Source organism: Saccharopolyspora oryzae (assembly GCF_027853915.1).
GTDB lineage: Bacteria > Actinomycetota > Actinomycetes > Mycobacteriales > Pseudonocardiaceae > Saccharopolyspora > Saccharopolyspora oryzae.
Genome location: NZ_JAQGLA010000123.1, coordinates 1 through 14,528, shown reverse-complemented (window position 1 = coordinate 14,528; position 14,528 = coordinate 1). Strand labels below are relative to the sequence as shown.

Genomic DNA, 14,528 nt, shown 5'->3' with positions numbered 1-14,528 from the left:
GTGCAGGGGTGAAGCGCCCTCGCCGCCGCGCTGCGCGGGTCCGGGTGTCGTCCGGACCCGCTGGTCAGGTGACGGCCAGGGCGTCGATGCGCCCGGATCGTCGTGCGATGTAGGCGGTTTCGCGGCTGGTGGTGATCGCGGTGACCGGGTCGTCATCGCGTGCTCCCCCGGCCGGGCGGAGTTCGTCGCCGGGCCGAGTCGTCGTTGCGATTCGCCACACGAGCACAGTGCCGTCGGCGTCGCCGCTGATCAGCGTGCTGTGCTGGCCGGGCAGCCAGGCGAACGCCGAGACCGCGGCCTGGTGGCCAGTGAGCACGACTCCGGCGCGGCCGGTGGGGCCGGTGCCGGAGAAGTCCCAGCAGGTGAGGACTTCGGCGGATTCGCAGGCCATCCAGCGTCCGCCGTCCTCGAAGGCCAGGTCGGAGACGGTGGCGGGGAAGCCGGACATCTCGAAGTCGGATCCGTCGTCGACCTTCCAGCCGTGCAGGGTGGCGTCCTGGCTGCCGCCGACGACCCAGCGGCCGTTCGGGGCGGCGGCCAGGCCGGAGATGGCGCCCGGTGCGCGCAGGGTGTTGGTGATCCGATCGGTGTCCGGTTCGAAGATCGTCACGCCTTGGTATGCGGATGCCGCGACCCGGCGGCGCCCGCGCGGCCACAGGACGTTGGTGACGGTGCTGGGCAGTGGCTGCGAGCTCCAGCGCACCGTTCCGGAGCGGTCGAGCACCCTGACCCGCTTGCCGTCGGCGACGGCCAGTGACTGCGATCGTGCGTCCCACGCCGCCGAGGCCGACCATCCCGCACGCGCGGTGTGCAGGACCGCGCCGTCGGTGGCGCTCCACATCCGACGGCTGCCCATGCCCAGCGCGATGATTCGCGTGCCGTCCGGGCTTGCGGCAACGGTCAGGAGCGCGTCGTCGAGGGTGAGCTGCCAGCGCAGCGCGCCGTCGGGGTCGAAGACGCGCACGTCGCCTTCGGAACCACCGGCGACCAGGCAGGCCGGCGCGTCCCGGGCCCCGCGCAGGACGTCGAGGGCGATCGCGGGTTCGTCGAGTTCGGCCTGCCAGCGCGGCCGCAAGGATGTCCGATCCACGGCTGCTGTCATGCCGGAGCTCCTTCGGTGGCTGGTTCCAGGCAGGCGCGGAATTCGCGTTCGAGCTGCTCGCGGTCGAGGTTGCGGCCGATGAACACCATCCGGTTGCGGCGGGACTCGCCCTCGCGCCAGGGCGCGCCGAGTTCGCCGTCGTGGAGCATGTGCACCCCTTGGAACACGTAGCGCTGATCGGTGCCCGCGAGGTTGAGGATTCCCTTGCTGCGGAACAGATCCGTTCCGCGTTCGCCGAGGAGCACGCCGAGCCACTCGTTGAGCTTTTCGACGTCGACCACGCCGTCGATGTCGATGCCGACGCTGGTGACGGTCAGGTCGTGCTGGTGTTCGGTGTCGTCGAGGAATTCCGGCTCGTCGGCGAGGATCTTGTCCAGGTCGAAGGCGCGCACACCGAGCACGTCGCCGAGGTCGACGTTGGCGTGCTGCGCGGGCAGGATGCGGACTCCGGAGTTGATGCCGTGGATCCGCCGCTGCACGGCCTCGATCTCGGTGGCGTCGACCAGGTCGGTCTTGTTCAGCACCACGCGGTCGGCGAACGCGATCTGCTCGACGGCCTCGTTCTCGGTGCCTTCGGGCTTGTGGTCGTCGAGGTGCTGGACGATGTGCTTGGCGTCGACGACGGTGACGATCGCGTCCAGCCGCAGCTGGGTGCGCAGGGTGTCGTCGACGAAGAAGGTCTGCGCGACCGGCGCGGGGTCGGCCAGACCCGTGGTCTCGATGAGGATCGCGTCGAAGGAGTCCTTGCGCTTGAGCAGGGCGCCGAGGATGCGGATGAGATCGCCGCGCACGGTGCAGCAGATGCAGCCGTTGTTCATCTCGAAGACTTCCTCTTCGGCATCGAGCACGAGGCCATCGTCGATGCCGACTTCACCGAACTCGTTCTCGATCACGGCGATGCGCATGCCGTGCTGCTCGGTGAGGATCCGGTTGAGCAGCGTGGTCTTGCCGGATCCGAGGAATCCGGTGAGCACCGTGACCGGTACGCGGGAATCGGAGGTGTCGTCGCTCATGCGCAGTCCCCTTCGGGTCGGGCGGTCAGGATCCGTCGGACGGTGTCGTCGTCCACTTCGGACACCGAGGCGTGGATCGTCCAGCGCTTCGGCTCCGGGCCGAGCACAGCGAGCTTGGTCTCGATCGGCGGGCAACCGGGCTCAGCGCAGGCGAGCTGCTGCACGGTCACGGCCGCCTGAGAACTCAGGCCCAGGGTCGTGCGCACCAGGTCGGCTATCTCCTCGGAGCGGGCCGCCCGATCCGGGTCAGGCCTTCCCGACCTGCCCAGGAGCTGGTTCAACGCGTCGTTCATCTCGGCCTCGCAGTTGTCAGTGGTGGACGAGGACACAGCACACTCTAAACGATAACGACAATCATTCTCATCTGAGGTCCGGTTCATATGTCGCCGAGATGCGGACGCCGAGTCGGGGCTGCTACTTATGCGTAACCGGCAATGAGACGTACGCTTTTTGGCGTAGCGAGTAGGCGCCCATTTGCGCATGGAGGAGTCCTGATGACCACGGCACACCAGCAGCACGCCGGTCACGAGCACGCGCACGGTGAGGGTTGCGGGCATGTCGCTGTGCCGCACGGCGATCATGTCGACTACGCCCACGACGGGCACCTGCACCGCGCCCACGGCGACCACTACGACGAGTGCGAGCCAGCGGATCACGCCGCGCACGACGGCCACGAGCACACGCACGGCGAAGGTTGCGGACATGTCGCTGTGCCGCACGGCGACCACGTCGACTACGTCCACGATGGACACAGGCACGCCGCGCACGGCGACCACTACGACGAACACTGACCCAGCTGTCCGGCGGCCCAGATCTTCCGCGTCTAGCAGTGGTCAGGTGTGCGGAAGCCAGCAGTGGGCCGCCGGCTCGGCCCACTGCTGGCTTGTTGTGTTGCTCTGCTGATCAGTGCTTCAAGGCTGCGTCGAGGGCATCGATCTGCTCGTTCATCCACTGCAGGTAAGTGCGTCCCGGCGGAAGGGTTTCGCGCATCTCGACCACGGGTGTCCGGTTCTGCTCTGCCCTGGTCTTGACTTGCTGGGTGACCGGCGTTTCGGTTTGCGGGTTGAAGATCACGGCACTGGCCTGCTTGGAGTCGACTGCGGACTGGATTTCCGCGACCGCGGCAGCCGGTGGGTCGTTCTCGGCCTCGACGGCGTTGACGAACGACGGAGGTGTGATGTCGGTGAGCTTCGCGGCGTCGACGAGGTAGTGCGCGACCGGCTCGGTGACGATGACCTTCTTGCCCTGGTTGGCCGCGGCGATCTGGTCGACGTGCCCCTGCAGGCCGCTGAGGTCCGCGTTGAACTTCTCCGCTGCCTGGTGGAACTTCTGCGCGTTTTCCGGCTGGAGCCGGCCGAGCTCATCGGCGATCTTGCTCGCGACTTCCTGCGTGGCGTGCAGGTCGTACCAGACGTGCTCGTTGACCGAGTGATCGTGCTCGTGGTCATGTCCCGGCTCGGCCTCGTGGCCGGATTCCTGCGCGTGGTCGTGACCGGGCTCGTTGTCTTGACCTGGCTCGGGTTCGGCCTCGGGCTCCGGCGTGGCGTGCTCGGAATCCATGGCCTGCACGGCGGGCTTGCCCTGGCCCGCGCTGGCCAGGTCCTTCTCCATGAACTCGTCGTATCCGCCGCCGTTGAACACGACGAGATCGGCGCTGTTGACCTTCGCCGCGTCGTGCGGGGTGCTCTCGTAGGAGTGCGGGTCGGCCGACGGGTCCGTGATGATCGAGTCGACCTGCACGGCATCGCCGCCGATCTCCTGCGCGACGCTGCCCCACACGCTGGTGGAGGCCACGACTGCGAGCTTGTGCGGTCCTGCGTGATCTCCTCCGGGTTGGCCGGAGGAACAGGCGGCCATCGATAAGGCGGCCAGCCCGGCCAGCGCCACGGCGCCGGTGCGGCGAACCTGCTGGATTCGGACGGTCATCGACACGTTCTCCTCGGGGTGAAGGTGTCCCGGCAGTCGGCTGGGGACGCCCCCACGGTGTTATCGGCAATGGTTGTCATGTGCAGTTTTGCTCAACGGAGGCTGCTGTACAAGCCCGAACGGGTGAATACGACGGTGTGAGCTTGACGGCACGGCGCTGGCTTCACGTCGCCGATCGGAGGCCAGTGCTGGGTCTCTGGGCGTCGGGTTCAGGCCGGCGCTCGCGTGATCGTGAACATGCCGAGGTCGGTCGGTTCCGTGGTGTGCAGTCGCAGACCTGCTCGTGCGAGTTCGCCGCGCAGGACGGATTCGCTGACCAGGTGCCAGGTGTAGTTCAGCGCTCGTTCGTCGACGAGGGTTTCGGCTTGGTAGGTGCGATAGGTCATGTGCCAGGTCAGCGTCGTGTCGCTGGTCGCTCGGGCGCGTGCTCGGACTTCGTAGCGCCGGCGTCCGACCTGCCTGGTCGCCGCCACTGCTTCCGGAATGTCGACCGGTTCGGACGGAGGCTGCAGGTTGAGCACCGCTCGGCCGTCGGGGGCGAGACGTGCGGCGAGCAGTTCCCAGAACGCCTGGCGTTCGGTCGGGGAGAAGTGGCCGATGACGTTCATGGCGACCACCAGGCCCAGTTGTTCGGGCAGGTCCGCGGCCAGGAGCTTGTCCGGGAGGACCGTCACTCGCTCGCGCAACGAGTCGTCGGCGTTGACCCTGGCGAGCAGCGCTGTGCGCAGGCCGGCGGAGGGTTCCACCGCGAAGATCTCGGCTTCCGGGATCGCCTCCGCGATCACCGCGGTTCCGCAGCCGCTTCCGGCGCCCACGTCCACCACGGGGCCGGGGGCGGCCGTCTTGATCGCCTCGGTCAGGGCCGGGGCGAGGTCGTTCCAGAACGGGCTGATCAGGAGGTCGATGAACTCGGCGGATTCGGCGTATTCGTCGTTCACGGGGTTCCTCGGTTCAGTTCGGGTTGGTGTGTTCGGTGTTCTGGAGTCGTCGCAGGCGTTGGGGGAGCGATGCGACGGCCAGCGGTTTGGTTTCGAGCCAGCGCGTCAACAACGCGACGTCATCGGCGGTTTCGACCGGGCCGACGACGATGACAGGGCCCAAGGGCCTGCGGGTGTCGGTGCATCGCTGCACCAGCACGACCTGCCCTGCGCCGCGCGACGCCGAGATCTTCCTGGTGTGGCACCACATCTGGCTGAACGGGCAGGGCGTGCGTACGAGGACTGCGTGGGGGAGGCGGCGAATCGTTTCCTTGAGCGCTGCGAGCAACGGGCGCTCCCCGTTGTCTTCGCAGCTGTCGCAGATGATCGCGGTGAGACCGCTGAGCGAATTGTTCTCGGCGCTGTGGGGTTCCGCTGAAGCCATGGATGTCCTTGGTATTGCTGCCTTGGTGGTCACTGGTCCGTCGGGTTCTGGGCGAGGTGCCAGGCTGGGAACGGATCGGGAAAGCGCGCCCAGGCGGACGGTCCGGCCGCCAGTTCCTCGTCGGTGAGCGTGGCGTCGTCGAGCGCCGCGGTCAGGCCGTCGTGGTCGAGGTCCAGGCCGATGAAGGCGATGTCCTGGCCGAGCGCGAGCAACTCCGCGTCCTCGCTGTTGTCGTCGTCCCGGCGGAGCGGCGTGAACGAAAGCATGTGTCCGGCCTGCTCCCACTGGGCGACGATGTCCGGACGGGTGGCGAGACGGCAGAATCCGGCCGAGCGCACCAGGGTGCCGAAATCGCCGAGCTCGACCCGTTCGTCGAGCAGGAGCTGAAGACGTTCGGGGTGGAACGGGCGGAAGTTCTCGTAGCGGAACGCGCTCACGCGGAGGTCGGTCATGTGCGGTTCGAATTCGCCGTTGAGCAGGCACACCCATCCCGGCCGGTCCTGGTCGGCGGTGTAGGCCGCGGTCGGTGCCGGGGCTTGAGGTGCGCCGTGGTGCAAACGCAGGACAGCGCGGGGACTGAGGTGGGAGGCCAGGGCCAACAGCGTCGCCAGTTCTGCGGTGGCGATCGGCTCCCAGTTCACGATCACGAGGTGTGAGGCGAACTCCAGATGTGCCGCAGTTAGCAGTGCCCGTGCCATGAGGGTCTGCCCGCTCTCGTTCGGCTGGGAGACGTAATCGTCACTGCCGAGATCGGTGAGCAGGTGCGTGGCGTCCACGACGCAGATCACCGCGTCCAGTCTCACGGTCGGTAGTGCGGGATCGCCCGCGAGGGCGCCGATGAGCTCGGTGACCGAGACTTGCTCGGGGACGTCCACGACCGCACCCCTACCTGCACAAGGCCACCTCGCTCTGGCGGCCACCTCCTGCGCGACCTCGGTCGCGTCCGGCCGGAGGAAGGAGGCGATGGGGACGTGTCCGCTCGTCTCGGCCAGCTGTTTCGCGTACCGCGCGCGTTCGCGCGCGCACGCGCCGACCACCGCGATCACGTTCACCGTGTCCATCCGGCATCCCTCATCTCCTCGGCGACTCGACGCACGGATACTATGATAATGAAAACCATTATCAACAGGAAGGTGTTCACGTGAAGGTGCGGGCGTCCGTGAAGTCGTTGAAGAACCAGCCCGGCGCACAGGTCGTGCGCCGACGGGGAAAGGTCTACGTCATCAACAAGCTGAACCCGCGGTTCAAGGGCCGGCAGGGATGAGGCAACGGGTGGTGCACGATCGGCGATCGCGCACCACCCCCCAGCCGCGCGGGGCACTGGGGAAACCCGCAGCGCGGCCAGGAGACTCCGGGCATGTGCCATCGCGACCGGGGAGGTGTTCACCGGATCCCGCAGTCCTGGAGGATCTTGTAAAAATCCATAGTGGACTTGCAGCGCTGATCGTTATCGTCGATGTTCGCCAATGGTTCTTCGGGGCGGCCCCTGTATGGAAAGCGACTGGACGAGGGGGTCACGTTGGAGTGCTTCGGCGATGTCTGCGGGCTCTAGCGCGCTGTCCGCGAAATGCACTCCTGGGCTGATCTTCTCCTGGAGGACGGCTTCGGCGGTCAGTGCCGCGACCACGCCGCTGAGCTGGTACGGGTCGCAGGTGCGCAGTGTCAGCGACGGTGGCGCTCCGGTGGCGGTGGGGACGAGGGCGGTCAGCACGTAGTACGGGTCGCGCTCCCGCAGATCCGATTTCGCCGCCTGCGTCAGCAGTTCGATGTAGTCGTCCCGGAATTCGGGGTCGTCCGCCCAAGCCATCGCCAAGGTCGTCGGAATGGCCTCGGAGGCGTAGGCCGTGTAGAAGCGCAGTTCGTCGAGGCTGAGGTCCGCTGCCATTCGGGTGCTTTCGGTTGGCAGGAAGGGCATTGCGTCGACGGGCTCGGGAAAGCCGGCTGGCTGGACCGAGCGCAGCGGGGCCAGGCTCCGCGGGACCACGGCGCCACCTCGCCACAGGGCCAGCGATTCCCCGAAGTCGGGGCCCTGGGCGAGGAGGATGTCCGCGGCTGATGCCGGTGTCATGCCGACGGCGCCGCCGACGTGGATGTCCAGCCGGTCTCCAGGGCCGGCGATGAGCCGGGGGAGCAGTCCGGTCAGGCCTGGCATCAATCCTGCGGAGAAGACCGCTACGCGGTCGCCGAAGGTCGAGCCGAGCGCGCGGAAGGCGGGGACGTCTCCGGCGACGTCGACGTAGTGCGCGCCTGCTGCCGAAGCTGCCTTGGCGACGGTGTCGAGGATGCGGTAGGAGGGGCCGGCGCAGTTCAAGACGAGATGGGCGCCGGTGCAGAACTCCTCGAGGCTCTCCGTTTCATCGATGTCTACATAGGACAACTCGATCCCGGGCAGGTCGTCGTGCAAGGTGCCGCCTCGTGACGGATTGCGTCCGCCGACGCGGATTCGGGTGCAGCCGTGCTCGGAGAGCCTGCGGACCGCCGTGGCGCCGACTTCGCCGTAGCCGCCGAGCACGGCGATGAGCCGATCGGTCATCGTGCCCCTTCCGTAGACTGTTGGCTACAACGATAATCGTTTCCATTAGTTTCCGGCTAGAGGGAGCAACCGTGTACGACGTGATCGTGATCGGCGGTGGGCCCGCGGGGCTCAGCGCCGCGCTCGTGCTGGGCCGGCAGCGGCGCCGGGTGCTGGTCGCCGACGGCGGCCAGGTCCGCAACGCGCCAGCGGATGAAATGCACATGTACTTGAGTCGCGACGGGTTTTCGCCGCACGAGCTGTTGGCGCTGGGGCGGGCCGAGCTGGCCGCCTACCCCGGTGTCGAGCTGCGCCAGGACCAGGTCAGCTCCGTTTCCGGTGGCATCGACGATTTCAGCGTGGAGTTCGCCGACGGAAGCCGGGAACGGGCCCGGCGGTTGGTTCTGGCGACCGGCCAGGTGGACGAGCCCTACGACATCCCGGGCGTGCCGGAGCGCTTCGGTCGCAGCATCTTCCACTGCCCCTTCTGCCACGGCTGGGAGGCCACCGGCAAAACCCTTGCGGTGCTCGGCCGCGACGTCCCGCAGGTGATGCTGGGCCTGTACTTGGCTGATCGCTACAGCGACGACGTGGTGGTGGTGACCCACGGTGCGCACGAACTGCCGGACGAGGTGATCGCCAAGCTCTCGGCGCGCGGTGTCGAGGTGCGCACCGAGTCGCTGGCGAAGGTGACCGGGGAACTCGACGCGCTCCAGCTGCACTTCGCCGACGGTTCGGTGCTGGAGCGGCAGGCCGTGTTCCACCGCGCACCGACCAGGCAGCGCGCGTCGTTCGCCGCCGATCTCGGTTGTGCGATCCTGGACGACGGCTGCGTCCAGGTCGACGAGCTGCAGGCGACCACGGTTCCAGGTGTGTCGGCGGCCGGGGACATGGCCCGCGTTCCCGCGGTTCCGGACGCGCTGACCCTGGTCAGCCAAGCCGCGGCGGACGGTGTTCGAGCAGCCGTCTGGTTGGAGCAGGGCCTGTTCCGCGCCACGCTGGCCGACACGTGACGCGCTGAGGTCGTGGGGCGCGAACTGACGGGAATGCGCTTGCCCCCCACGACTGGTCTCGTCAGCGTTCGGGCGAGGCCAGCGCGGCGAGCCCGGAGATCGTCGGGGCTTCGAGGAAGTCCCGGACCGCCACCGCGATCCCCTTCTCCCGAGCGAGTTTTCCGAGGACTCGGACCGCCAGCAGGGAATCGCCGCCGAGGGCGAAGAAGTCGGCCGCGCGGTCGACCCCGCTGATGGCCAGCATCTCCTCCCACACCTCGGCGATCGTGCATTCCAGCTCGGTCCGCGGTGCACCGCTTTCCTCGGTGCGGTCCTGGCGCGCGTATCGGCCGACACGCGGCTCGTCGGATTCCGGTGCGTCCGCTGCTGAGGGCAGAGCCACCGGGGCGTTCCAGCTGCCGGGCTCGGCGAGCATTCGGGCGATGCCGGTCAGCTCGCGGAACATCCCGTCCACGGTGGCGGTGTCGAAGAGCTCGTCGACCAGGGAGAACACCAGGTACATCTCGTCGCCCAGCTCGAACATCCGCACTTCCAACGCCACCTGCGGGGTGCGCAGCTGCTGGTGGTGGTCGGCCATGTCGATGCGCCCCAGCGGGCCGGCGTTCTCCGGCACGCGCTCACCCATGGCCGCGTCCATCCCGAGCGTGCTCTGGAAGACGATGGGGGCGACCGGCCGGTGCGTGCCGCGCCGACGCCCCAGCTCGCGGGACACCTCGACGCCGCTGATCAGGTTGTGCGCCGCCGACTCGCCGAACCGTCGCTGGTTGTCGGCGGCCAGTTCGGCGAAGCTGGCGCCTTCGGCCAGCTCCACCGGGATCAGCATGGTGGAGGCGAACGCGCCGACGATCCGGTGCACGTCGGGGTGCAGCGGCAACCGGTTGAGCTGCAAGGAGTTCAGCAGCATCCGGCGGTGGCCGGCCTGGCGGGCCAGCACGATCGCGTAGGCGGTGAACATCGCCGCCGAGGGCGTCACCCCGTGGGCGGTGCACTGCTGCCGGAACGCCGCCCAGGTGTCGGCGTCCACCGTGGTCTGGCGGGTGCCCATCAGCTCCGGCCGCACCTCGCGCGGGTCGGCGACCAGCGGCAGGGCCGGTGGCAGGGGGAACTCGTCGAGGCGCTCGAACCACCAGTCGCGGTCGGCTTCCCAGGCGTCGGTGTCGGGCAAGCCGGACACCGAGGTGACGTAGTCGCCGTAGTCGACCTCCAGCGGGGGCAGCACCGCGTTCCAGTCGGCCACCAGCGCGAACAGGTCCCGGTAGAAGACGTTGGAGGACCAGCCGTCGATGATCAGCAGGCTCACCGCGTTGTGAAGCCGGGCCCGGTCGCCGGGCAGCAACGTCAGGCGCATCGCCACGCCCGGGCCGTGCGCGGGGTCTGGGCCGTTGGTGCTCATCTGCGACCGGATTGCGGCCACCGTCGCGTTGGCTTCCGTTGCGGACGCTTCGCGCAGGTCGACCACTTCGACGGTGGGCACGGCTTCCGGGTCGTCGGCGGGCAGGATGCGCTGCTGGCCGTCGTGCAGTACGCGGGCGCGCAGCGTGGGTTGGTGTTGCACGAGTCGGCGCAGCGCGTCCTGGAGCGCTTCGGGAGCTTCGTCGGGGTCGACGTCGGTGAGCCCGATGTCGACGTAGTGGTGCGCCGAACCGTAGGACAGCTCCCAGCCGTCCTGCTGCCCGACGAAGTAGCCCTGCTGCAACGGCAGCAGCGGGAACGGTGCGTTCGGGTCGGGCCGGCGGGCCACCTCGACCGGCAGTGCCCGATCGGTCGATCCCCCGGCGCTGCGCCGGGCGACAAGGTCGGCCAGTTCGGCGAGGGTGATCTCCACCCGGACGTCGGCAAGGGCGAGCGCCACGCCGAGCTTGCGGCGGACCAGGGCGGACATCCGCACGGCGAGCACGGAATCCCCGCCGAGGTTGAGGAAGCTCGAATCCGGCGGGACCTCGTCCAGGCCGAGCAGCTCGGACCAGATCTCGGCCAGCACGGTGCTCGTGTCGGGTTCGGTAGTCACAGTTGCTCCAGTTCGTCGGTTCGGGCGGCGAAGATGTGCTGGCCGAGTGCGGCGAGCGGATCGTTCGGCTCCGGCAGGTCGACCAGCGGGGTGAACCCGGTCGCGATCAGCTCGGCCAGCCACTCGTCGCGGGTCAGGAAGATGCGGTCGGTACCGGCCCGCACGTCGGTGGCACCGGGTTGCGGTTCGCCGTCGCGCGGGGACATCAGGAACTGCATCGACGTCATGGCCTGGTAGTGCTCCCGGCACGACTCGATGACCACGAGCAGCCCGCTGGGGGACAGCAGCTCGCGCAACCGCGCCAGTGCATGTCCGATGTGGACCGAGTTGTGCAGGACGTTCGCGGCCAGCACGACATCGGCGGAGCCCGGCTGCGCGGGAGTGGGGATGTTGATGTCGAAGATGCCGTAGCGGAGCCGGTCGCCGAAGCGCTGCCGGCCGGCGTCCAGGAAGAACTGCGAGACGTCGGTGTACAGGTAGTCCACGGACTCCTGGGCGAGTGCGGGCACCACGGCGGCGGTGGTACCGCCGACACCGGCGCCGAGCTCCAGCACGCGGAGCGGGGCGCGAACGTGTCGGCACTCTGCGCGGAGCAGCTCGACCGCTGCGGTGTTGAGGTAGTGGTTGATGACGTTGTCCTTGTAGGCGCCTTCGGCCGTCGTGAGGTCCCCGTCGGGGAACAAGAGGGCCTGCACGGAAACCTCGTCGCGGAGCAGGCGGGGGAGTTGGTCGATCGCGGACCGGAAGAACCGGGCCATTTCTGGGGGATACCCCAGGCCGCGCGCGGCTTCGTCCACCAGTGCGGTGGCCTCGGCGGCTTCAGTTCGTGGCACGGCGCGCAGGTCGTGCAGGAACCCGGTGGTGTCGTCCCGGCGCAGCAGACCCTCGTCCTGCAGGGCGGTGAGCCAGCGGCGCAGGATCCAGCGGTGCCGTGGTGCGACGCGCAGCCGGTCGGCGATCTGGTCCCAGCGGTGGCGGACTCCGGGCCGGAACAAGCCGTTGCGGCCGAGGGTGCGGGCCATCGCCAGCAGGGCGGCGTGGTCGAGCTGCCGCATGAAGCCGGGCAGTGCGGCGGTGTCGACCTCGTGGATCGCGGCCGCGGCGGAGCGCGCGACACGGGCCGGGGTGTCAGCGGGCATCTCGCCCTCCTGGCTCGACCGTGATCGGCACCGGCGGGTGGTCGCCCCGACGCAGTTCCCGTCGGGCGACTTCGGTGAGCCTGCGGCGGACGAATCCGTTCAGCGGCTCGTGCGCCGCGCCCGGACCCGCGATCTCCCGCACCGGTCGGGCGGCCGAGGTGGCGGGGGCGATGACTTCCAGCAGCCGCGGGTCGGCCGGGTCCAAACCGACCACGGCGTCCAGGTCCTCGATGGCGCGGTGCAGCTCGGCCGCGGTCGTCCCCGCATCGTGGCTGAGCAGCTGGTTGGGGATCTGCACGACTCTCACCGGTGAACCGTCGAGGCGGGCGCGCAGGGCGCCGATCCGATCGCGGGAGGGGAGGTCGGGCCAGCGGATCACGGTGGGTGCCGCGGCCGGGGTGGTGGGGTCGACGTGGAGCACCGCGTCGAAGCGGTAGCGGGTCAGTTCGGTGTCGGCGCGCATGGTTTTCGCGAAGGTGGCGATGCGGACCTCGCGGCCGGTCTCCGCCGCCAGCGCTGCCAGCAGGGCCGGGTCGAAGAGCAGTTCCTCGTCGCGGTCGGTCCGCTCGTCCAGCTCCGCGTCCGTGGCTGCCGCGTCGAGCCAGCGGTGGTGCTCGCGCAGCAGGCCGACGTGGCGGACGTCGCCGATGACCACGGTGCCGCCGGGCGCGACCAGGTCGATCGCGTCGTGCACGACCGCGCGGAGGTACTCGACGCTGGGGAAGCACTGCGTGACGGAGTTCAGCAGCACGCAGTCCGGCTGGGCCTGGGGGACCGCTGCGGCGATGGCATCGCGCACCCGCGGGGTGCGGAGCTCGTGCGCTGCGGCTGGCACGATCGCGGCGTTGTCCGGAGCAGCTGCGGACAACGTCCGAACCGCGTCGAGGGAGACGTCGGTTCCGACGTAGGCGTCGACGTGAGGGCGCAGGCGGTGCATGAGCATGCCCGTGCCGCAACCGAGTTCGAGCACCCATCGGGGTTTTGCGCGCAGCACGAGTTCAACGGTGTGGCGCAGCCAGTCCGTCATGTGCTCCACCGGGAAGGGCTCGCCGGTGTCCGACGCTCGCCAGCCGGACAGGTCCAGGTCGTCGGCATGCCGCCCGGAGGCCTGGGAGTAGGTCCAGTCGTAGACCTCGCTCCACTGGTCGAGGTGCTCGGTGAGCAATGCCCCCGGCGTTGGCCGCACGGCGAGCGCCGAGCGGGCGGGCACGAGCCGCACTGCCTCGCCGTCGACCTCGGCCGCGGCGATCCACGGGTGGGCGCTGAGGTGCTCGGCTGCCCGCCACAGCGCGGCGCTGTCGTGTGCGGGCACGGTGTCATCACCGGGCACGGGATTCCTCCGATCTGTCGGAACTGGTGGTGAGCAGGCCGCGTTGGTGCAGCCGGAGCGTGCGGTCGGCGCGGTCGGCGATCGTCCGGTCGTGGGTGACCAGCAGGACGGCCAGGCCGTCGGCGCGCAGCCGGTCGAGGAGGTCGAGCACGTCGTGGGCGGTGGCCTCGTCGAGTGCGGAGGTGATCTCGTCGGCCAGCAGCACGTCGGGCTCGGCGGCGAGCGCTCGCGCGAGGGCGGCGCGTTGACGTTGCCCTCCGGAGAGCTCGCGCGGAAAGCGCTTCGCGACGCCGTCGAGTCCCACCACGCGCAGCAGTACCTCAGCGCGTTCCCGCGCGATAGCGGGAGCAACGCCGTGCAGCACCTGCGCGGCCCGTGCGATCGCTCCGCCGATGCGGTGTGCAGGGTTCAACGCACCGGCGGGGTCTTGCGCGACGAACTGCACGGCCCTCAGCTGCGAGCGGGACCGCTGTTCGACGTGTCCTGGCAGGAGTTCGCCGCGCCAGGAGAGTTCGCCCGCATCGGCCGCGTGCAGGCCGGCCAGCGTCCGCAGCAGGGTGCTCTTGCCGCAACCGGACGGCCCCAGCACGGCGACGAATTCGTGCCGGCGGAGTTCGAAGGAACTGTCCTGGAGCAGCGGCGCCCCGCCCTGCGAGATCGTCACGTGGGATGCCGAGAGCACGGGCGCGTCCGATCTCACCGGGCTTGCTCGCACTGCGGTCGACCTCGCCGCTTGCCCGAACGAGATGATGCGGTCGCTCACCTTCGCCACGAACTCGCGGTCGTGCGAAACCAGCAGCGTCACCGAACGCCCGTCACCGCGCCGTTGCGCGATCGTCCGCACGACCAGGTCGAGCGCATCCGGGTCCAAGCCGGTCGTCGGTTCATCGAGCACCAGCAACGCCGGATCGCCTGCCAGCGCGCGGGCCAGGGCAACGCGTTGGGCTTGTCCACCGGAGAGCTGACGTGGGAACCGCCGCCCCAGCTCGGTGCTGTTCAGGCCGAGGTCGTCGAGCGTTTGCTCGGCGAGTCGCGCGTCCGGTGCTCCTTCAGCGACTGCGGAGTGCACGCGCTGCAACGGGTTCAGCGCCGCGGCGGGATCTTGGCCGACGATCCCCGCAAT

15 protein-coding genes are annotated in these 14,528 nt (G+C 69.2%); 3 read left to right on the top strand and 12 right to left on the bottom strand.

Annotated features, from left to right (window positions below; genetic code table 11):
- Positions 1 to 64: 64 nt before the first annotated feature.
- The 3 genes from OU415_RS35870 to OU415_RS35860 are packed head-to-tail and all read right to left on the bottom strand — an operon-like array spanning position 65 to position 2,408.
- Positions 65 to 1,102: a WD40 repeat domain-containing protein gene (locus OU415_RS35870; protein ID WP_270954133.1), complete on the bottom strand. Its 1,038-nt coding sequence runs from the start codon at positions 1,100 to 1,102 to the stop codon at positions 65 to 67.
- Complete coding sequence (locus OU415_RS35865) at positions 1,099 to 2,115, bottom strand: CobW family GTP-binding protein (RefSeq protein WP_270954132.1); 1,017 nt, start codon at positions 2,113 to 2,115, stop codon at positions 1,099 to 1,101. The genes OU415_RS35870 and OU415_RS35865 overlap by 4 nt, the downstream gene beginning before the upstream one ends.
- Positions 2,112 to 2,408: a hypothetical protein gene (locus OU415_RS35860; RefSeq protein WP_270954130.1), complete on the bottom strand. Its 297-nt coding sequence runs from the start codon at positions 2,406 to 2,408 to the stop codon at positions 2,112 to 2,114. Before OU415_RS35860 ends, OU415_RS35865 begins: the two co-directional genes overlap by 4 nt.
- 201 nt (positions 2,409 to 2,609) lie before the next feature.
- Here OU415_RS35860 and OU415_RS35855 point away from each other — a divergent pair, with 201 nt between their 5' ends.
- Positions 2,610 to 2,906, top strand: coding sequence for a hypothetical protein (locus OU415_RS35855; RefSeq protein ID WP_270954128.1), 297 nt, complete (start codon positions 2,610 to 2,612; stop codon positions 2,904 to 2,906).
- 112 nt (positions 2,907 to 3,018) lie between these two features.
- Here the strand turns inward: OU415_RS35855 and OU415_RS35850 are convergent, their stop codons facing one another.
- The 4 genes from OU415_RS35850 to OU415_RS35835 all read right to left on the bottom strand — a co-directional run bounded on the left by OU415_RS35850 (position 3,019) and on the right by OU415_RS35835 (position 6,464).
- Positions 3,019 to 4,041 (bottom strand): metal ABC transporter solute-binding protein, Zn/Mn family, encoded by a 1,023-nt coding sequence (locus OU415_RS35850; RefSeq protein WP_270954127.1) that lies wholly within the window; start codon positions 4,039 to 4,041, stop codon positions 3,019 to 3,021.
- 209 nt (positions 4,042 to 4,250) lie between these two features.
- Complete coding sequence (locus OU415_RS35845) at positions 4,251 to 4,979, bottom strand: class I SAM-dependent methyltransferase (protein ID WP_270954126.1); 729 nt, start codon at positions 4,977 to 4,979, stop codon at positions 4,251 to 4,253.
- Positions 4,980 to 4,992: 13 nt separating this feature from the next.
- Positions 4,993 to 5,436 (bottom strand): hypothetical protein, encoded by a 444-nt coding sequence (locus OU415_RS35840; RefSeq protein WP_270954125.1) that lies wholly within the window; start codon positions 5,434 to 5,436, stop codon positions 4,993 to 4,995.
- Complete coding sequence (locus OU415_RS35835) at positions 5,433 to 6,464, bottom strand: GTP-binding protein (RefSeq protein WP_270954124.1); 1,032 nt, start codon at positions 6,462 to 6,464, stop codon at positions 5,433 to 5,435. The genes OU415_RS35840 and OU415_RS35835 overlap by 4 nt, the downstream gene beginning before the upstream one ends.
- Positions 6,465 to 6,544: 80 nt before the next feature.
- Between OU415_RS35835 and ykgO the strand changes: the two genes are divergently transcribed.
- Positions 6,545 to 6,667, top strand: coding sequence for a type B 50S ribosomal protein L36 (gene ykgO, locus OU415_RS35830; protein ID WP_270954123.1), 123 nt, complete (start codon positions 6,545 to 6,547; stop codon positions 6,665 to 6,667).
- 183 nt (positions 6,668 to 6,850) lie between these two features.
- Here the strand turns inward: ykgO and OU415_RS35825 are convergent, their stop codons facing one another.
- On the bottom strand, positions 6,851 to 7,936 hold the full coding sequence (locus OU415_RS35825) for a saccharopine dehydrogenase NADP-binding domain-containing protein (RefSeq protein WP_270954122.1): 1,086 nt from the start codon (positions 7,934 to 7,936) through the stop codon (positions 6,851 to 6,853).
- Positions 7,937 to 8,007: 71 nt separating this feature from the next.
- Between OU415_RS35825 and OU415_RS35820 the strand changes: the two genes are divergently transcribed.
- Positions 8,008 to 8,928 (top strand): NAD(P)/FAD-dependent oxidoreductase, encoded by a 921-nt coding sequence (locus OU415_RS35820; protein WP_270954121.1) that lies wholly within the window; start codon positions 8,008 to 8,010, stop codon positions 8,926 to 8,928.
- Positions 8,929 to 8,989: 61 nt separating this feature from the next.
- On the opposite strand, the gene OU415_RS35815 is transcribed toward OU415_RS35820, so the two are convergent.
- The 4 genes from OU415_RS35815 to OU415_RS35800 form a co-directional block, all read right to left on the bottom strand.
- Positions 8,990 to 10,936, bottom strand: coding sequence for a condensation domain-containing protein (locus tag OU415_RS35815; protein ID WP_270954120.1), 1,947 nt, complete (start codon positions 10,934 to 10,936; stop codon positions 8,990 to 8,992).
- Positions 10,933 to 12,075: a class I SAM-dependent methyltransferase gene (locus OU415_RS35810; protein WP_270954119.1), complete on the bottom strand. Its 1,143-nt coding sequence runs from the start codon at positions 12,073 to 12,075 to the stop codon at positions 10,933 to 10,935. The genes OU415_RS35815 and OU415_RS35810 overlap by 4 nt, the downstream gene beginning before the upstream one ends.
- Positions 12,065 to 13,405, bottom strand: a complete 1,341-nt coding sequence (locus OU415_RS35805; protein WP_270954117.1) for a class I SAM-dependent methyltransferase — start codon at positions 13,403 to 13,405, stop codon at positions 12,065 to 12,067. The genes OU415_RS35810 and OU415_RS35805 overlap by 11 nt, the downstream gene beginning before the upstream one ends.
- The coding region (locus OU415_RS35800) for an ABC transporter ATP-binding protein (RefSeq protein WP_270954116.1) at positions 13,395 to 14,528 on the bottom strand (1,134 nt) is incomplete at its 5' end. The genes OU415_RS35800 and OU415_RS35805, both read right to left, overlap by 11 nt.